At 69.3% G+C, this 16956-nt stretch carries 17 protein-coding genes and 1 pseudogene; 12 read left to right on the top strand and 6 right to left on the bottom strand.

Annotated features, from left to right (window positions below; all coding sequences use genetic code 11):
• Positions 1-207, bottom strand: a pseudogene (locus G4D87_RS17245) (molybdopterin molybdotransferase MoeA); the annotation flags it as partial.
• A 139-nt stretch (positions 208-346) separates the two neighbouring features.
• Between G4D87_RS17245 and mobA the strand changes: the two are divergent.
• Entirely contained in the window at positions 347-967 is a 621-nt protein-coding gene (mobA, locus tag G4D87_RS17240; RefSeq protein WP_163783163.1) for a molybdenum cofactor guanylyltransferase, read from the top strand.
• Between the two features lie 4 nt (positions 968-971).
• On the opposite strand, the gene G4D87_RS17235 is transcribed toward mobA, so the two are convergent.
• Positions 972-1325, bottom strand: a complete 354-nt coding sequence (locus tag G4D87_RS17235) for a hypothetical protein (RefSeq protein WP_240358345.1) — start codon at positions 1323-1325, stop codon at positions 972-974.
• Between the two features lie 236 nt (positions 1326-1561).
• Between G4D87_RS17235 and G4D87_RS17230 the strand changes: the two genes are divergently transcribed.
• The 3 genes from G4D87_RS17230 (at position 1562) to G4D87_RS17220 (ending at position 3301) form a co-directional block, all read left to right on the top strand.
• A complete protein-coding gene (locus G4D87_RS17230) occupies positions 1562-1879 on the top strand; it encodes a DUF3817 domain-containing protein (RefSeq protein ID WP_163783162.1) in 318 nt (105 codons plus the stop codon).
• Between the two features lie 116 nt (positions 1880-1995).
• Entirely contained in the window at positions 1996-2610 is a 615-nt protein-coding gene (locus tag G4D87_RS17225) for a DUF2378 family protein (protein WP_205507619.1), read from the top strand.
• Positions 2611-2743: 133 nt separating this feature from the next.
• Entirely contained in the window at positions 2744-3301 is a 558-nt protein-coding gene (locus G4D87_RS17220; protein ID WP_205507618.1) for a hypothetical protein, read from the top strand.
• 95 nt (positions 3302-3396) lie between these two features.
• On the opposite strand, the gene G4D87_RS17215 is transcribed toward G4D87_RS17220, so the two are convergent.
• The 4 genes from G4D87_RS17215 to G4D87_RS17200 all read right to left on the bottom strand — a co-directional run bounded on the left by G4D87_RS17215 (position 3397) and on the right by G4D87_RS17200 (position 8107).
• Positions 3397-5196, bottom strand: coding sequence for a glycoside hydrolase family 15 protein (locus G4D87_RS17215; RefSeq protein WP_163783159.1), 1800 nt, complete (start codon positions 5194-5196; stop codon positions 3397-3399).
• Between the two features lie 359 nt (positions 5197-5555).
• A complete protein-coding gene (locus G4D87_RS17210) occupies positions 5556-6494 on the bottom strand; it encodes a proline dehydrogenase family protein (RefSeq protein WP_163783158.1) in 939 nt (312 codons plus the stop codon).
• Positions 6495-6510: 16 nt separating this feature from the next.
• Positions 6511-7392 carry an alpha/beta fold hydrolase gene (locus G4D87_RS17205; protein WP_163783157.1) on the bottom strand — a complete coding sequence of 294 codons (882 nt, stop codon included), beginning with the start codon at positions 7390-7392 and terminating at the stop codon, positions 6511-6513.
• Entirely contained in the window at positions 7385-8107 is a 723-nt protein-coding gene (locus G4D87_RS17200) for a lysophospholipid acyltransferase family protein (RefSeq protein ID WP_163783156.1), read from the bottom strand. Before G4D87_RS17200 ends, G4D87_RS17205 begins: the two co-directional genes overlap by 8 nt.
• A gap of 185 nt (positions 8108-8292) precedes the next feature.
• Between G4D87_RS17200 and G4D87_RS17195 the strand changes: the two genes are divergently transcribed.
• The 8 genes from G4D87_RS17195 (at position 8293) to G4D87_RS40375 (ending at position 16954) form a co-directional block, all read left to right on the top strand.
• Complete coding sequence (locus G4D87_RS17195) at positions 8293-8790, top strand: hemerythrin domain-containing protein (RefSeq protein ID WP_240358344.1); 498 nt, start codon at positions 8293-8295, stop codon at positions 8788-8790.
• Between the two features lie 195 nt (positions 8791-8985).
• Positions 8986-9522, top strand: coding sequence for a cell wall protein (locus tag G4D87_RS17190; protein WP_163783154.1), 537 nt, complete (start codon positions 8986-8988; stop codon positions 9520-9522).
• 129 nt (positions 9523-9651) lie between these two features.
• Positions 9652-10524 carry a tryptophan 2,3-dioxygenase gene (locus G4D87_RS17185; protein WP_163783153.1) on the top strand — a complete coding sequence of 291 codons (873 nt, stop codon included), beginning with the start codon at positions 9652-9654 and terminating at the stop codon, positions 10522-10524.
• A 215-nt stretch (positions 10525-10739) separates the two neighbouring features.
• The gene (locus tag G4D87_RS17180; RefSeq protein ID WP_163783152.1) at positions 10740-11651 is read left to right on the top strand and encodes an ABC-three component system protein; all 912 of its coding nucleotides are present in this window, start codon (positions 10740-10742) and stop codon (positions 11649-11651) included.
• On the top strand, positions 11648-11944 hold the full coding sequence (locus G4D87_RS17175) for an ABC-three component system middle component 6 (RefSeq protein ID WP_163783151.1): 297 nt from the start codon (positions 11648-11650) through the stop codon (positions 11942-11944). The genes G4D87_RS17180 and G4D87_RS17175 overlap by 4 nt, the downstream gene beginning before the upstream one ends.
• Complete coding sequence (locus tag G4D87_RS17170) at positions 11941-13665, top strand: ABC-three component system protein (protein ID WP_163783150.1); 1725 nt, start codon at positions 11941-11943, stop codon at positions 13663-13665. Before G4D87_RS17175 ends, G4D87_RS17170 begins: the two co-directional genes overlap by 4 nt.
• A gap of 74 nt (positions 13666-13739) precedes the next feature.
• Complete coding sequence (locus G4D87_RS17165) at positions 13740-14861, top strand: hypothetical protein (RefSeq protein ID WP_163783149.1); 1122 nt, start codon at positions 13740-13742, stop codon at positions 14859-14861.
• A gap of 122 nt (positions 14862-14983) precedes the next feature.
• Positions 14984-16954 (top strand): GAF domain-containing protein, encoded by a 1971-nt coding sequence (locus G4D87_RS40375; protein ID WP_240358343.1) that lies wholly within the window; start codon positions 14984-14986, stop codon positions 16952-16954.
• The last annotated feature ends 2 nt before the right edge of the window (positions 16955-16956 follow it).

Raw genomic sequence — 16956 nt, 5'->3', positions numbered from 1 at the left:
GTCGCGGGAGGCGCCCTGGGTCTCCTCGGCGCGCACGGCCCAGCCGTCCATGGCGGAGTTGTCACAGCCGGGCAGCGAGCGGGAAGCGGTGACGGGGGCGGCGAGGAACCGGCCCTGGGCATCGAGGAGCGGCACGCGCTCGGGCGCCGCCGGGGCGATGGCGTCGAGCGCGGCCAGCCGGGCGGAGTCGAGGGGCATGAGGGGCATGGAGGCGCCGCAGCCTATGACGTGGAGCGCGCGCCGTGTCCACGGGGGCAAGGGACGCATCGTCTGCTTTCTTCCTCTGGGGGCGTGCGTGGGCGGAAAGGTAAGGTGGCCGCGGCGGGCGCGCGCACGGGGCACGGGCATGGAGCGGAGCCACACGGAGTTTCCGGAGGTGACGCTGGCCATCCTCGCGGGAGGCCAAGGCCGGCGCCTGTCTGGCGTGCCCAAGGGGCTGTTGGAAGTGGAGGGGCGCACGGTGCTGGAGCGGCTGCTGGCGCTGGCCCCGTGCTTCGAGGACGTCTTGCTGGTGGCGAACGTGCCCGGGCCCTACGCGCGCTTCGGGCTGCGCACGGTGGTGGACGTGGTGCCAGGGAAGGGCGCGCCCGGTGGTGTCCATGCGGCGCTGGGGGCGGCGCGCACGCCGTGGGTGGTGGCGGTGGCGTGCGACATGCCGTTCATCACGACGGAGGTCCTGCGGGTGTTGCTGGGCGCGCGGGACGACGGTGTGGACGCGGTGTGCTTCGAGGTAGGGGGGCGGCTGGAGCCGTTGCTCGCGGTGTACCGGTCGGCGCTCGTGCCCGCGTGGGGGGAGGCGCTGGCGGCGGATCCGTCAATGCGGGAGCTGTTGTCCGGCGTGCGCACGCGGCTGTTGTCCGAGGACACCTTGCGCGCGGTGGATGCGTCCCTGCGGTCCCTGGCGAATGTGAACACCCCCGAGGACCTGGCGCGCTACGGCGTGGCGCTGCCGTCATGGCGGGGGTGAGGGCTCAAGGCATGTGAGGGTACCGCTCCACGCGTCCCTCTGGAGAAACGGCATACAGCTCGAACCAGTCGTATTCCAGGGTCAGACCTGGGCCGAACTCCGGGCACTTGTCGACCCTGCGGTTGACCCGGACGAAGTACCACCCGGACTGGTAGCCAACGACGAACTCCAGGGCGCGGGGTGAGAAGGCACACGACTTCGTGGCGGTCTTCGGAAAGCGCTTCATGACCTCCTGAAGCGCTGCATGCGCGGCCAGGACCGCCGGACCCTCCAACGTTCCAAGAGGCTCCAGCTCCGTTTCAGGCCAGGGGATGGTGGCCGACGTAGTGGAAACAGTGCCTGCGTCGATGGCGGGCATGGGATGGACTCCCCCGTCCGCGAGCAATGAGACGAACACGAGCAGGTGATGCGGGCTCATCATGTGGCACCTCTGGGACCCGAACCTCATTCCGATGGAGGAGACACCATTCTCTGGCAGTGTGCTGTAATGACTCCTCTTATTATCCGAGCAGCCAACCAGGCAGCACCCCCCTGCGTCACCATGACTCATGGACCACGGCGCCCGGGGGTGGGAAACAGGCGGGGGAGAACCTCATGCTGAAGACCCCTCTTGGACGTTTCCGCGCCATCGCCCTCGCGGAGGGCCTGTCTGTCATCGCGCTCTTCTTCATCGCCATGCCCTTGAAGTACGCCCTGGGCATGCCGCAGGCGGTGAAGTTCACCGGCTGGGTCCACGGCCTGCTCTTCGTCCTCTACCTCTTCGCGCTCATGGAGGCGGCCATCACCTGCCGCTGGTCCTTCGTGCGCGTGGTGGGCGGCGTCTTCGCGTCGCTGCTCCCCTTCGGCACCTTCGTCTTCGAAGCGCGCCTGCGCCGCGAAGCGGCCGAGCCGGCCGTCGAGCCCGCGCGCTGAGGCGCGTCGCGCACCGGACGTGACAGGTGGGCCGCCCTCGCACCGAGGCCGCCCGGAGTTCGCGTGGGTGGCCAAGCTGTGCCAGCATCCCGCGCGTTCTCCGACGGGAGGTCAGCATGGAGCGCGGCAAGTGGGACACGCCAGAGGATGTGGAGCGCGAGCTGAGCTCGCGGCTCGCGCTCGTGGAGGCGTCCGAGGGGATTCGCGGCATGCACTTCGCCGCCGTCCTCGACACGGTGCGCTTCCTCGGCGGTGAGCAGGCGGTGGCGCCCATCCAGCGGGGCGGTGACTACCCCGCCGACCTGGACACCACCGAGCTCTACCCCGTCCCGCCCTTCATGCGCGTGTTCTTCTCCGCGGCCCGGCTGCTGGCGCCGCAGCTCGGCGGCGTCGAGGAGGCCATGCGGCAGATTGGCGTCCAGGGCACGCTGGCCTTCATCAACTCCATGTTCGGCGCCGAGGTCCGGCAGCAGGTGGGCGGCGAGCCCAAGCGCCTCGTGGAGATGCTCCCCGAGGCCTACCACATGGCCATCAACTTCGGAGAGCTGCAGGTGGCGTGGACGGGCCCGCGCTCGGGCCGCATCCACATGCGCCGCATCTTCACCCCCGTGGCCTACAACGAAGGCATGCTCGAAGGCGCGCTGCTGGCCGTGGGCGCCCAGGACATCCAGGTGCGCGGCGGCCAGACGTCCCTGCTGGACAGCGAGTACACGCTGTCCTGGGACCACTGACCCGCCGCGGGACATCGACGTGACTGTTCACAACCATGACGAAATAAATGCTGCTCCGCCGCGCCCATTGGCTAGAAGTGGTCGCCGAGCGCCCGGACATGTGCCCCGGGCCTACGCAACGGAGGGACGTCTCATGAAGGCAGACAACTGGAAGAGCCTGGCCGCGGTGGCGGGCGTCATGATGTCGGTGAGCGCCGGCGCGCAGGAGTCGTCGGGGAGCTTCGGTTCGGAGGGGCAGTTCGTCATCAGCACGGATGCCTCCGCGAGCCTGGGGTACTCCACGCAGGGCAGCGGCGTGGGCTACATCTTCCTGGAGCCCGGCGCGGACTACTTCCTCAAGAAGAACCTGTCCGTCGGTAGCGGCCTCCAGGTCCGCGCGCTCTTCGGCGGCGGTGACACGGTCGCCGCCTTCGGCCTGAACGCGCGCATCGGCTACAACATCCCGCTCACCGAGCGCGTCTCCGTGTGGCCCAAGGGCCAGGTGTCGCTGTACATCGGCGACGACATCCTGCCCTTCGCCAACCAGTCGCTCCCCGCCGACGTCACCGTCATCCTGGAGGGCTACGCGCCCTTCCTCTTCCACGTGACGCCGCACTTCTTCGTGGGCGGTGGCCCGCGCCTGGCCTTCGGCCTGGGCGGTGACGTGGAGGTGAACTTCAGCGTCGCCTCCACCATCGGCGGCTACTTCTAGGCTCCGCCCGGCCGCGTCCCGCAGGGCGCGGCCGTGTGTGGGGGCACCCGGGGCCCGCTTCATTTCCAGGCAATGGCCTCGGGCCGCCGCCGCCGTCAGTGGCTCCGCTGCTGACCGGGCCCGCCCTCTCGCGACAGGTTCAGCGCGGTGCCCACCAGCGCGAGGTGACTGAAGGCCTGCGGGAAGTTGCCCGCCATCCGGTGGGCCACCGGGTCGTACTCCTCGGACAGCAGGCCCACGTCGTTGCACAGGCCCAGCAGGCGCTCGAACAGCTCGCGCGCCTCGCCCTCGCGGCCCAGCAGCGCCAGCGCGTCCGCCAGCCAGAAGCTGCACGCCAGGAAGACGCCTTCTCCCGGGGGGAGGCCATCCCGCGTCTCGTGCGTGTGGTAGCGGCGCACCAGCCCGTCGTGGCACAGCTCGCGGCGGACGGCCTCCACGGTGCCGCGCACGCGGACGTCGTCGGGCGGGAGGAACCCCACGATGGGAATCAACAGCAGGCTGGCGTCCAGGGCCCGGCCGCCAAAGGCCTGGGTGAAGGTGTTGCGGCGCGTGTCGTAGCCCCGCGCGCAGATGTCCGCGTGCATCCGCGCGCGCAGCGCCTTCCAGCGCTCCACCTGCGCGCCGCGCATGCCCCGCAGGTTCGCCGTCTTCACCATCCGGTCCATGGCCACCCAGGCCATCACCTTGGAATGGGTGAACTGCTGGCGCCCGCCGCGCACCTCCCAGATGCCCTCGTCGGGCTGGTCCCAGTGGCGCTCCACGAAGCGGAGCAGGTGCACGCTCACGTCCCAGGCCTCGGCGTCCGAACAGACGCCGTGGCGGAGCGCGTGGTAGAGGCAGTCGGCAATCTCGCCGAAGACGTCCAACTGGAGCTGGCCCACGGCGGCGTTGCCGATGCGCACCGGGCGCGAGCCCGCGAAGCCCGGCAGCCAGGGCAGCTCCAGCTCGGTGGCGCGGCGCTCTCCAGCCACGCCGTAGAGGATTTGCAACTCGTCGGGCTCTCCGGCCACCGCGCGCAGCAGCCAGTCCCGCCAGGCCTGGGCTTCCTGGGTGTAGCCGGCGTCCAGCAGGGTCAGCAGCGTCAGCGTGGCATCGCGCAGCCAGCAGAAGCGGTAGTCCCAGTTGCGCACGCCGCCCATCCGCTCCGGCAGGGACGTGGTGGGCGCGGCGACCATGCCACCCGTGGGGGAGTAGGTGAGCGCCTTGAGGGTGATGAGCGAGCGCATCACCTGCGCGCGCCAGGGACTCTCGTGGATGCAGCGGAACGCCCAGGCGCGCCACCACCGCTCCGTGTCCTCGCGCGTGAGGAACGGGTCCGGCGGCTGCCGGGGCGCAGGCAGGTGGGAGGGATGCCAGGACAGGACGAAGGCCCGGCGCTGTCCTTCCGGCACGCAGAAGTCCGCCAGCACGTGGCTGTGCTCCAAGCGCAGCGGCAGCTCCGTGGACAGGTAGAGCGCGTCCGGGCCGGCCTGGGTGCTCACGCCGCCCGGAATCAGGCGGGCCCAGGGCGTGCGGTCGCCGTAGCCGAAGCACGGGGCGAACGCCAGTTGGAGCGGCACCTGTCCGGCGCGGGCCTCCACGATGCGAATCAACCGCGGCGTGTCCGTGTCCTCGCGCAGCGGCATGAAGTCGCACAGGCGCACGATGCCGGTGTCGGTGTGGAACTCCGTCTCCAGCACCAGCGTGTCGCGCACGTAGCGGCGGTGGACGCGCCGCACGGGCGCCGTGGGGGCGATGCGCCAGAAGCCATGCCGCTGCTCACCCAGCAACGCCGCGAAGCACGCGTCCGAGTCGAAGCGCGGCCAGCACAGCCAGTCGATGGCGCCGTCATTCGCCACCAGCGCGGCGCTGTGCGTGTCTCCAATGAGGGCATGGGCTTCAATGGGCAGCGCCATGCGGGAAAGCTAGGGACGTCCCCCGTGGCGTGTCCCTCCAGGGGCGCTCGGCGCGGCGAGCCGTCCACGGGCCCCGGGGAGGGCGGAGGCGCGGGCAGCCGCTCGCTCGCGACGCATCGGCGCCATGCGACGAGACATGGGGAACATGAGCAGGGAGTGTCGCGATGCGCGAGCCGGCCCCGGTATGGGGTTGCCTCGGACATGGCTGTCCATGCGGGCCGGTCCGAACGTGGTGGGCGTGGGTCCTGACGCGCGGGTCTTCACGAGGGCGCGCGGTCTGGTGTTTCATCCGCATGTTTCACCCGCATGCGGGCCTTGCGCGGGCCCCGCACGCCCCGCGGGGAGGCGCGCACTGCTTCCTACCCACGTAGCAGGTTGCGCAGCAGGAAGCCCAGATTGGCGGGGCGCTCGGCCAGCCGGCGCATGAAGTACGGGTACCAGTGCCGTCCGTACGGCACGTAGATGCGCACCGGGTGACCCTCCCTCACGAGTCGTTCCTGCAAGTCCCTGCGGATGCCGTACAGCATCTGGAACTCGAAGGCGCCGCGCGGCAGTCCGCGCTTCGCCGCGTGGTCCAGTGTCGCTTCAATCATCCGTTCATCGTGCGTGGCGATGCCGTGATACACGCCGCTGTCGAGCAGCACCCGCAGGGTGCGAACGAAGCTGGCATCCACGTCCCGCTTGTCTGGGAAGGCCACGTCGGGCTTCTCCAGATAGGCGCCCTTGCACAGACGAACGCGGATGCGCTGTGCGCACAGCGCCTTCGCGTCCTGCTCCGTGCGCCGCAAGGCGCTTTGCAACACGGCGCCGACATGGGGCTCGCCGAACTCCGCGCGCAGTTGACGCACGATGTCCAGCGTCACCTGGGTCACCGAGCTGTCCTCCATGTCGACGCGCACGAAGGAGTCGCGGGCCGCGGCCTCGGCCACCACCGTGCGCGCGTTCTCCAGGGCCAGGGCTTCATCGAACAGCAGCCCGCACTGGGTGAGCTTCATCGACACGTTGGCCCGCACGCCCACCTGGTCGATGCGGGCCAGCAGCCGCTGGTACTGGCGCACCTCCTCCCGCGTCTCCCCGGGCGTCTGGACGGCCTCGTTGAGGTGGTCGAACGACGCCATGAGGCCGCGCGCGGACAGCGCCTTCACGGCGTCCACGGCCTCCTCCAGCGTCTCCCCGGCGATGAAGCGCGAGGCCAGTCGCCGGAAGGGGCGCAGGCGCATGGCGGCGTCCTCCAGGCCAGGGCGGCGGGCCAGGAACAGCAGGGCGGAGCGGGACAGGTGGGTGGTGTCGGTGGTCATGGCGTGGAGGGCGGCCTCAGTCCAGGTGGTGCCGGAGGAAGTCCCCGGCCAGCGTGTTGAAGGCCTCGGGGTGGCTCATGTAGGGCAGGTGGCTGGCGCCCCGGATGAGCGCCAGCCGGGCCCCGGGGATGTGGCGGGCCACGTCGCGGGCGGCGCGGGGTGGCACCAGCACGTCCCGGCCACCCTGGATGACGAGCGTGGGCACCTGGAGCTCATGGAGCCGGGGCATCAGGTTCGTGGTCAGGATGTCCCGCAGCCGGCGCAGCAGCTCCACCGGGGACAGCCGCCGGGCCTCGCGCACGATTTCGGCCCGGCCCTCCGGCGGCAACTGGCGGCCTCCCAGCACCCGGGCCACGGTGGGCGCCAGCAGGTACGCCAGGGGCCGGGGCGCGCGCACCAGGGTGGACAACGTCAGGGCCAGCCGGCGGACGCGGTGCACGCTGGCCACTGGTGACACGAGCACCAGCGCCTTCACCCGCTCCGGGTGGGCCAGGGCATACGCCATGGCCAGCAGGCTTCCGTAGGACGACCCCAGCAGGGCGAAGCGCCCCGGCAGCAGGGACTCCGCGTGGTCCAGCACCGCCAGGTTCCACAAGAGCGGGGGGTGGGTGGCGGGGGTGCGCAGGGGCGGCGTCCACATCAGCAGCCTCAGCGCGTCCGCCAGCGGCTCCATGGGCGCGAAGGAGCGGCCACTGGCCCCCAGCCCCGGAAGACACACCACGGTGCGTGCTTCATCCCTGTTGCCGTCTGGAAAGGTGAACAGGCGTACCGGTGTGCCTCGTACGGGACGCTGCTCACAGGGCAGGTGGGCATAACCCGTCTGGATGTCGTCCACCTCCGGGACGAGCGGCGGGCTTCGAGGGGGTCCTCCGGGGAGGGGTGACAGGGCTTCACGCATGGGAATGCCTCGTCAGGAGCCGCCGCACGCTGATGGCCACGGTGTCCCGGAAGGCCCGGAGGCTGGATTCACTGGCATCCGGAGGCGGCGGGGCGTGGGGTGTCCCCAGGTGGAAGGTGAGCCGCACGGGCCAGGGCAGGGGCCCCAGGCCCAGCACCAACGGCATCCGGTATTTGTCATCGTCCGTCAGGCGCACGCACAGGCGCTCCTCGCCCAGGGGCCACCGGAAGGTGTCATCCACCCCCTGGCCGGCGAAGGGCACCACCGGCACCCCGGCGCGGGCCGCCAGCCGCGCGAAGCCCAGCGCCCGCTCCCAGCGCAGCCGGTAGCGCCCCTGGCTGCGCTTGAAGGTCTCCCACGCGCCCCCCGGATAGCAGACGACCAGCGAGCCCGCCCGCAGCGCCGTCAGGGCGTTCTCCCGCGTCCCCTCCACGCCGCCCAGCCAGGGCAACACCGTGCGAATCAACGGGATGCGGAAGAACCCCCGCTCCGCCAGGCCCAATGGATAGCGGCCGGTGCCCTGGTGGAGCAGATGAAAGAAGGCCGGAGTCTCGTAACCCCAGACGCCGTGGTTCCCCACCAGCAGCACCGGGCCTTTCACGGGCAGGTGCTCGCAGCCCACCAGCCGCGCCCGGTGGTACAGGGCCGACAGCGCCGCGCCCTGCTCGGCGAGGCGGAACACGGCCCGGCGCAGGCTGGCGAGCGGGGCATCCATGGTGGAAAAACATGGAGATGCGCGGCGCCCCCAGCAGGCGGCGCCTCCCTCCTGGCCGCCGGGCAGCCAGGCGCCCCTGAGACAGGGGCGGCCCCGACAGTGGGGGGGGCATAGGAGTTTGAGTAATGCCAGCTTGCAGGCATACTCAGGTTGTCTGCTTCCGGGTGCATGCCGAACGTTCCGGCATGGGCAGCCCGTTCGACCTCCTCATCGACCAGCATCGGGAACTGGAAGCGCGTCTCGAGCGTCTGGCATCGGGTGTGGAACCCGATGCGCAGAGGGGACTGACGGCGGAGTTGCTGACATTGCTGAGGCTTCACTCCCGACTGGAGGAGCGCTGCCTCTACCCGGTGATGGCGCGGGTGGAGGGCCGTGAGGCTTGCCGTGAGCAGACGGAAGACCATCTCACCATGCGCGAGCTGATGGCTGAGCTGGAGGAGCTGCCCCCGGGCCATCCCGAGTGGCAGGCGCGTCTGTTGACGCTGGAAGACCTGTCGGTGGCGCATTTCCAAGAAGAGGAGAATGCACGCCTGCCCCAGCTCATGATTGCCCTGGATTCCCTGTCGCTGGACGACCTGCGCCGTGATTTATCGGCCACCTGGGACGACCTGCTGCCACGCCCCCAGGTGTTCCAGGTGGCGGGGGAGGCCCCCCTGCTGGAGTCCCTGCACTGGGACGGTTAGGCCCCGGAGGCCGCCGGGAAACAGGTGAGACCTGCGACAACGGGGCGAATGGTCCGTTGTTCAGTCACAACTTTTATCTCTTCCTTTAGACAAAACCTTTTTTGGAAGGTAAGGGTATGGGCAGCATCACAAGCATCGAGCATCAGCCCCCCCGTACTGCATGACTCTTGTCGTTCCCAGGTGAGGATTCAACGAATGTCCGTGGATAAAGCGTTTCGCGACATGATCCGCAATGAAATCGAGGTCCAGCTCAAGCCGCTGCGTGACGTGGTCGCGCGTCTGGAGGAGGGCACGGCGGACCTGGACGCGCTCCGCAACGTGGCCGAGCGCCTGGCCCCGCTGGCCGAGGTCGTCGGGCCCCTGTTCGGCGCCCAGATTCCCGCGGCCGCCAAGGGGGTCCGTCGTGGTCCGGGCCGTCCTCCCGCGGCGCGCAGCTCCGTGACGGCGGCGCCCGCGGCGGCGGGTGGCAAGCGTCGTGGCCGCAAGCCGGCGGCGGCGGGTGCTGACGGCGCGCGCGCGTGCGCCATCATCGGCTGCGGCAAGCCCAGCCGCACCAAGGGCTACTGCGCGGCGCACTACCAGAAGCTCCGCATGCTGGAGAAGACCCACCGCCGCCCGAGCGACTGGAAGGACTACGCCGACCCGGACAGCGTGGACGACATCAAGCTGCCGCGCGGACGCGCCGCGTCCAAGGCGTTGGCGGCTGCCGCTCAGGCTGGGCACGCAGGCTAGCCAGCGGCACGCTGCCCCGGCCCGGGCAGAGAGTGACCGCGCCCCCGTCGTTCCGCTCTGTCGTCGGGAGAGGAATCGGGGTCCGCCCATGCGGGAGAGACTTGCCCGTGGGGGCTTGCACGAGCATGAATGCCCGGGCCCATGAACAAACGCGATTTGGAGCCTGGAATCATCACCGACCTGGCCGGAAGGACCACGTACGGTGACTACCTGCAGCTCGACCGGCTCTTGTCGGCCCAGGTGACGCGCTCGCAGCCGCCTCACCATGACGAGCTGCTGTTCATCATCCAGCACCAGACGAGCGAGCTGTGGATGAAGCTGCTCATCCACGAGTTGGGCGCCTGCATCCGTTACGTGCAGGCGGACCGGCTGGAGCCGTCGTTCAAGATTTTCGCGCGCGTGGCGCACATCCAGCGGATGCTCTTCGAACAGTGGAGCGTGTTGGAGACGCTCACGCCGAACGAGTACCTGGAGTTCCGCGACACGCTGGGCAGCTCCTCTGGCTTCCAGAGCTTCCAGTACCGCGCGCTGGAGTTCCTGCTGGGCAACAAGGACGCGCAGGCGTTGACGCCCTTCCGCCACGTCCCCGCCATCCACGGCGAGCTGGAGCGGCTGTTCGAATCCCCCAGCCTGTATGACGAGTTCCTGCGCCATCTGTCGCGCATGGGACATCCGGTGCCGCAGAGCCACGTGCAGCGTGACTGGCGCAAGCCCTACGAGAAGAGCCCGGAGGTGGTGGAGGTGTTCCGCCGCATCTACCAGGACGCCGAGGCGCACTGGGACGCGTATGAGATGTGCGAGAAGCTGGTGGACACCGAGGAGCGCTTCCAGCTCTGGCGCTACCGCCACATGATGACGGTGATGCGCATCATCGGCTTCAAGCAGGGCACGGGCGGCTCGTCGGGCGTGGGCTTCCTGCGCAAGGCGTTGGACCTGCGCTTCTTCCCGGAGCTGTGGGACGTGCGCACGGAGCTGTCGCCGCCGCCGCGGCACCGGCCCTGAGGGGCTTGGCGGATGAGGCTCCCGCGCCCTGGGGCTGAGCAAACCTCGGATTTGCTTGCCACGGGGGCGGGGGCTCAGCGCTGGGGTCGTGCGCCCACGGCGGCTGCTCGTGGCCTTCTTCTTGCTCGTCTGGGGGCGTAGCGGCTGAAGAGGTTGGGCGCTTCTGGTGGGGGCGCCGTCCCTGTGGTCTGGTGTCGCCGAATCAGGAGCGCAGCGTGGACCCGAGCGCACGAGCCTTCTACGCATCACGCTTCGAGATTGCCTTCCTTCGGACGAAGGGGGAGGCGTTCCAGGACTTCTTTTCGACCATCATGGAGATGGCCTATCCCGCCGACTTCCAGCGAGTCCGGCCCTGGGGACGGCTGGGTGACCGGAAGAACGACGGATACCTCCAGTCCGAAAGGAAGCTCTTTCAAGTCTATGCACCGAAAGGCTTGGCGTCGGCTGAGACGGTACGGAAGATCGACGAGGACTTCACTGGGGCACTTCCGTACTGGAAGGAGCACTTCTCGACGTGGGTCTTCGTCCATAACGCGGAGGATGGGTTGGGACCTGAGGTCCTGAAGAAGCTGCTGGACCTGGGGGTGGCCCATCCTCAACTGAAGGTACTCCGCTGGGGCTTCGAGGAGTTGCGAGCGCAGGCTTTCCGCCTCTCGGAGTCGAGTCTTGCCAGGTTGTTTGGCCCTGCGCCGACCGTACGCAGCATGGATGCGCTGGGCATCGCGGACTTGCGACCGATTCTGGAGCACATCCCGCGGCTGCCTGCACCGGCGGACGCCGACTTGCGGCCAGTTCCCGCCGATAAGCTGGAGCGCAACCTGCTCTCGGAGCATGCCGCGGACCTGCTGAAGCTCGGGATGAGGCGTGCTTCGCTGGTCAGCCGTTACTTTGACGCGCGTCCCGATCCTACCGAGCGCGACGCCATCGCGCAGGCGCTGCGGGACAAGTATGAGGCGCTTCGGCGAACAGGCCTCTCGCCGGACAGCGTCTTTGCCGCCCTGCAGGATTTCGTGAACTCGGTGCGTGTGCCCACCCCTGAGCAGCAAGCCGCGGTCTTCGCCGTGCTCGCCTACTTCTTCGAGGAGTGCGACATCTTCGAGCGCGCACCCCAGAAGGAGGCGCCATGATTCTTCCGACCAAGGGAATCCGGGCGGATCGGGCGCTGCTGAGCGTGGGCGCGGACGTCCTGCGCCTGCTTGATGAGCCCAAGACGGTATCTCGAATCTGGGATGAGGTGCGCTCCGCATGGAGCATGCGAGAAGGCGCGTCCAGGCTGAGCTTCGACTGGTTCGTGCTGGCGCTCGACCTGCTCTACGTCCTGGGGGCCGTGGACATGGAGCAGGGGCGGCTCGCGCGCCGCAACTCGCGCTCTCAGGGACATGAGTCGCTGCCCTCTCCGTCAGGGGAGCTGGGGACATGATTCACCGCATCTTCAGTGACCTGCCTTCCTTCAAGCCCCTGCAACTGCACAGTGGGCTCAACGTGCTGCTCGCGGACAAGAGCCCGGGAGCCACTGACCGGCAGACGCGGAATGGCGCAGGCAAGACCAGCCTCGTGGAGCTGATTCACTTCCTGCTGGGCGCCAGGTCGGCACCGCGCTCCATATTCCGCATTGAGCCCTTGAAGGACTCCGCCTTCGGAATGGAGTTCGACCTCCGGGGGCGCAACATCGCTGTTTGCCGGTCAGGGGCGGAATCTGGACGCATCCAACTCGAAGGCGTGCCTCCCTCCTGGAGCGTTCCCGACGAGCTGTCCAACGATGCGTGGAAGGCCCTGCTCGGGGCGGCCATGTTCGGGCTCCCCCCTCCTGATGCTGGTAGAGCGGCGCCATCGTTCCGGGAGCTGATGGCCTATTTTGCCCGCCGCCAGACGGACGGTGGTTTCACGGCACCTGCGAAGAGCTCTGCCGTACAGCAAACGGGCTCGCAACAAACGGCCGTTACCTACTTGCTGGGATTGGACTGGAGCATTCCCCAGGAATGGCAGCGAATCCGAGAGCAGGAGGCCAGCCTCAAGGAGCTGAAGAAGGCTTCTGGAGAAGGCCCCCTCAGTCCCATCCTCGGCTCAGCGGCAACGCTTCGGACCCAGCTCGCGGTGGCGGAAGAGCGCGCCCGCCGACTGCGAGGGGAGATTGCGTCCTTCCGAGTGCATGCGCAGTACCACGAACTGGAGAAAGAGGCGTCACGGCTGACCCGTGAACTCAACGGGTTGGCGGATGACAACGCGCTCGATCGGCAGCGCGCGGAGGAACTGCGCGCCGCCGTCGTCGCCGAGGCACCTCCTACTCCGCCAGACCTCGAGCGGCTCTACGCGGAGGCTGGTGTCCACCTTTCAGGCGCGGTCCTGCGCCGTTTTGAGGAGCTCCAGGCGTTCCACGACTCCGTCGTGCGGAACCGGAGCTCCTACCTCAAGAGCGAGTTGGAGGCCTTGGAGCAGCGTGTCGAGGTGCGCGACCGCAAGAAGGGAGCGCTCGACCAGAGACGCGCGGAGGTCATGGAGATACTGCACTCGCACGGGGCGCTCGAGCACTTCTCCAAGCTGCAGACCGAGCTGTCGCGGGTGGAGGCTGAAGCTGAGACACTACGGCATCGGTATTCGGCGGCGGAGGCGTTGGAGAGCAGCAAGGTCACAATGGCCTTGGAGCGCGCGCGGTTGCTCACCCGTTTGCGGGAGGACTACCGTGAGCAGGAGTCCGTCCTGCGCAGCGCCATCGTCGCCTTCGAGGGGATCTCCAGCTCGCTCTACGAAGACGCCGGTAACCTGACGATCAAGGAAACGTCCAACGGCCCTTCGTTCGAGATCCAGATTCATGGTGCCAAGAGCAAGGGCATCCAGAACATGCAGATCTTCTGCTTCGACATGATGCTGATGCGCCTGTGCATCGAGCGCGGCAGGGGCCCAGGGTTCCTGGTCCACGACAGCCACCTGTTCGATGGCGTCGACGAGCGACAGGTCGCGAAGGCGCTCCAGCTTGGAGCGAAGCTGTCTGACGAACTGGGCTTCCAGTACATCGTGACGATGAACTCCGATGCGGTGCCGCGAGAGCTGCCCTCGGGTTTCTCTTTGGAGCGCCACGTTCTTCCGGTTCGGCTGACCGATGCCACGGAGGACGGAGGACTTTTCGGCATCAGGTTCGCGTAGTACGCAACAGGCTCGCGTCACGAGGTGACGTCGGAGCGGTGCGTGTCATGGGCGCGGGTTAGGCTTCACGCACCATGGACGCTGCCGAACCGCTGCTCTTCGACAAGGCGTACGTCCTCTGCTACCGCACCTTCGACATCGCGGAGGAGCTGGACCTGGAGCGCGCGCGCCGGGTGCTCACGGAGGACTCGCGCCGGCTCAAGCTGTCACGAGAGAACAGTCAGTACATCCAGCTGCCCAACCCGCCGCTGGCCTATGAGCTGGGCCGCCGGCCCCTGGCACTGCGGGATGGCCCCGTCACGGTGGATGTCACCGCGCGCCTGTTCGACCACGGCGCCGTGTCCATCATCCTGCAGGTGCCCGTCGTTCCGGGCACCTCGCTGGAGGTGCTCACGCGCATGGCGGACGAGCTCTATGACAGCCAGGCGCTGGAGGACCTGGCGTTGGAGCTGGTGGAGGGCGTGCGCCGCACCATCGCCTCCGCCGCGCAGGCGCCCCATCTCTGGGAGCAGAGCGAGAGCTACACCGTCATCTTCGCCGAGCACATCCGGGGCAACCCCACCGCGGAGGAGCTGATGTCGCGCGCGGACCTGGCCCGGCTGCTCCTGGGTGAGAGCGGCACGGTGCCGCTGTCCCCGCGTGAGAGCGAGTCCGTGCTCCAGTCGCGCTTCAGCTACACCATCCACGACCTGGTCGTCATCGACTGGAACAGCGCCTTCGTCTACGAGCCGTCCGGCTCGAGAGACATCCCCGACCTGCTGGAGATCGCCAACGCGCAGTTGCTGGAGTTCCGCTACTACGACGACCGGCTGGACACGCACATCACCCGCATCCACGAGAAGGTGCAGTCCGCGCGGCACGGTTGGGCCACGTTGTTCCGCAGCCCCTACCGCACCCTGGCCCGGCAGACGCTCTCCACGCTGGTGGACCTCAACGAGTTCATCGAGCGCGTGGAGAACAGCCTCAAAATCATCGGCGACTTCTACCTGGCCAAGGTCTACGAGAGCGCCGTGCGCCGCATGCGGATTCCTCCGTGGCAGGCCGCCGTCACTCGCAAGCAGCAGTTGCTGGCGCAAACGTATGGCCTGCTCAAGGGCGACGTGGACATCGACCGCTCCCACACGCTGGAGGCCGTCATCGTCCTGCTCATCGTGCTGGAAATCTTCTTCGCCTTCTTCCGCGTCTTCGAGCACTGAGGCACCCACGGGGAACCCCGTACTCCAGGGCAACACGCTGTGTGGTTTCCACGCTTCGTCCGGCATGGGAGAATGAGGCTTCGAGGCAGGGAGCCATGCGTCCGTGCCGGGGGGAGTGGGGCATGAAGGTGCCCGGAAAAAACGTGGGAGCCGCGGTGGACCGCATGTCGCGGGCCCTGGAGCGGCTGTCCGCAGCACCGCCGGTGGTGGCGGTGCTGGAGGAATTGCTGTGCCAGGCGTCCGCCACGCTGGGGGCCTCGGGTGCCTTCCTGTGCTGGTGGGGCGGGACGGGCGACTTGAGCACGCTCACCACGCACGGCGTGGACTCGGAGGCGTCCGCCCTCTGCGCGCAGCAGCTGCTGGCCCAGGCGCCCGCGCCGGGTGAGCCGCGCCTGCCCCGGGTGGTGGAGGACGTGTCACGAGACGCGCTGCTTGCCTCGGAGCCGGACGCCGTGCGGCGTCTGGGGGCGACGGCCTTGCTGTCCCAGCCGCTCTACTTCGCCTCCGGGCTGGGCGCCGCCGGTGTGCTGGGCGTGCTCTTCCGCGAGGCGTGGCGGCCACGGGAGGAGGACCTGCGGCGCTTCGGCCTCTCGGTGAAGCTGGCGGCGCTGGCGCTCGAGCGTGAGCGCATGGCGGAGACGCTGCGCCAGTCCGTGCTGTCCGCGCGGGCGGAGGTGGAGGAGTCGGAGGTGCTGCGGCTGCGCCGCTTCCAGGCGGTGACGGAGGCCTTTGGCCGTGCGCTGTCCTGGGACGAGGTGGCGCGCGTGGTGCTGGAGCAGGGCCTGCCCGCGGTGGGCGCGGACGTGGGCCTGGTGCACCTGGTGGAGCCGGACGGGACGCTGGCGTTGAAGGCCGCGCTGGGGGTGTCCAACGCGGAGCGAGAGGCGCTCCGGGTGCCGCCCTGGCGAAGCAGCGGTGTGCCGGCTCACGACGCGGGGGCGCCGGTGCGGCTGGAGACGCCAGCCGCGGTTCAGGACGTGCTGCCCGTGCCGGGCGCGCCGGTGTGGCTGGAGACGCCGGCCGCGGTGCGGGACGTGGTGCCCGCGCTGGCGGCACTGCGCGCGTTGGTGCTGCTGCCCTTGCACGTGGAAGGGCAAACCTTCGGCACGTTGTGCCTCGGCTTCCCGGAGGCTCGGCGCTTCTCCGCGCTGGAGCGGGCCTCCATCACCGGCCTGGCCCATGAGTGCGGCCAGGCGCTGGAGCGCGCGCGGCTGTACGCGCGGGAGCGCGCGGCGCGGCTCCAGGCGGAGGCCGCGGGGCAGCGCCTGCGGCTGTTGGCGGATGCGAGCGCGCTCGTGTCGGCGTCGCTGGACTGGGAGGAGACGGTGGCGGGCGTGGCGCGGCTGGCGCTGGGCCACTTCGCGGATGGCTGCGCGGTGGACTCGTACGAGGACGGCGTGGTGCGGCGGCTGGCCGTGCTCTATGAGAACCCGCAGTCGGCGCCGCGCGGGTTGGAGCTCTTGCGCTTCGCTCCGCAGGAAGGCAGCCCCACGTTGCTGGCGGAGGTGCTCGCCTCGGGGCGCCCGTGGATGATGGCGCGGCCCACCGCGGAGCCCGGGGACACAAGCACCGCGGCGGCGCGGCTGTACGCGGCCGCGCGCGAGCTGGGCGTGGGCTCGCTCATCCTGACGCCGCTGGTGGCGCGGCAGCGCACGCTGGGGGTGCTCACCTTCATGCGGAGCGCGACGTCCGCGCCCTTCGACATCCCGGACCTGTCCCTGGCCGAGGAGCTGGCGGGGCGCGCGGCGCTGGCCATCGACAACGCGGACCTGTTCCGCAAGGCCCGCGCGGCGGAGGAGGAGAGCCGGCGCGGCGCGGCGCGGCTCCACGTCCTGGTGCAGGTCAGCCACCTCATCGCGGAGGCGGGGCTGGACCTGTCCATGGTGCTGGAGGTGCTGGTGCGCAAGGTGTCGGAGGCGCTGGGGGACGCGTGCGTGCTCCAGCTGCTCTCCGAGGACAGGACGCGCCTGGAGCTGGTGACGGTGCACCACCCCAACGCGGAGGCCCGCGCGGTGCTGGACGCGTCCCTGCGGCGCTGCCCGGGGCCTGTCTCTTATACACAACTGACGCTGCCGACGAAGCTAGAAGTGTAGAT

The sequence above is a fragment of the Myxococcus vastator genome, from assembly GCF_010894475.1.
Taxonomy (GTDB): Bacteria; Myxococcota; Myxococcia; order Myxococcales; family Myxococcaceae; genus Myxococcus; species Myxococcus vastator.
Note: the sequence above shows the minus strand (reverse complement) of the source record. Positions and strands in the feature narration are given on the sequence as shown.

Excerpts from the sequence above, each read along its gene's own strand:
- mobA (WP_163783163.1), top strand. The coding sequence starts at position 347 with ATGGAGCGGAGCCACACGGAGTTTCCGGAGGTGACGCTGGCCATCCTC.
- G4D87_RS17185 (WP_163783153.1), top strand. The coding sequence starts at position 9,652 with ATGCCCGGGCCCATGAACAAACGCGATTTGGAGCCTGGAATCATCACC.
- G4D87_RS17205 (WP_163783157.1), bottom strand. The coding sequence starts at position 7,392 with ATGCGTGAAGCCCTGTCACCCCTCCCCGGAGGACCCCCTCGAAGCCCG.
- G4D87_RS40375 (WP_240358343.1), top strand. The coding sequence starts at position 14,984 with ATGAAGGTGCCCGGAAAAAACGTGGGAGCCGCGGTGGACCGCATGTCG.
- G4D87_RS17220 (WP_205507618.1), top strand. The coding sequence starts at position 2,744 with ATGAAGGCAGACAACTGGAAGAGCCTGGCCGCGGTGGCGGGCGTCATG.
- G4D87_RS17200 (WP_163783156.1), bottom strand. The coding sequence starts at position 8,107 with ATGGATGCCCCGCTCGCCAGCCTGCGCCGGGCCGTGTTCCGCCTCGCC.
- G4D87_RS17170 (WP_163783150.1), top strand. The coding sequence starts at position 11,941 with ATGATTCACCGCATCTTCAGTGACCTGCCTTCCTTCAAGCCCCTGCAA.
- G4D87_RS17195 (WP_240358344.1), top strand. The coding sequence starts at position 8,293 with ATGGGCAGCCCGTTCGACCTCCTCATCGACCAGCATCGGGAACTGGAA.
- G4D87_RS17225 (WP_205507619.1), top strand. The coding sequence starts at position 1,996 with ATGGAGCGCGGCAAGTGGGACACGCCAGAGGATGTGGAGCGCGAGCTG.
- G4D87_RS17215 (WP_163783159.1), bottom strand. The coding sequence starts at position 5,196 with ATGGCGCTGCCCATTGAAGCCCATGCCCTCATTGGAGACACGCACAGC.
- G4D87_RS17165 (WP_163783149.1), top strand. The coding sequence starts at position 13,740 with ATGGACGCTGCCGAACCGCTGCTCTTCGACAAGGCGTACGTCCTCTGC.
- G4D87_RS17235 (WP_240358345.1), bottom strand. The coding sequence starts at position 1,325 with ATGCCCGCCATCGACGCAGGCACTGTTTCCACTACGTCGGCCACCATC.
- G4D87_RS17210 (WP_163783158.1), bottom strand. The coding sequence starts at position 6,494 with ATGACCACCGACACCACCCACCTGTCCCGCTCCGCCCTGCTGTTCCTG.
- G4D87_RS17230 (WP_163783162.1), top strand. The coding sequence starts at position 1,562 with ATGCTGAAGACCCCTCTTGGACGTTTCCGCGCCATCGCCCTCGCGGAG.
- G4D87_RS17175 (WP_163783151.1), top strand. The coding sequence starts at position 11,648 with ATGATTCTTCCGACCAAGGGAATCCGGGCGGATCGGGCGCTGCTGAGC.
- G4D87_RS17190 (WP_163783154.1), top strand. The coding sequence starts at position 8,986 with ATGTCCGTGGATAAAGCGTTTCGCGACATGATCCGCAATGAAATCGAG.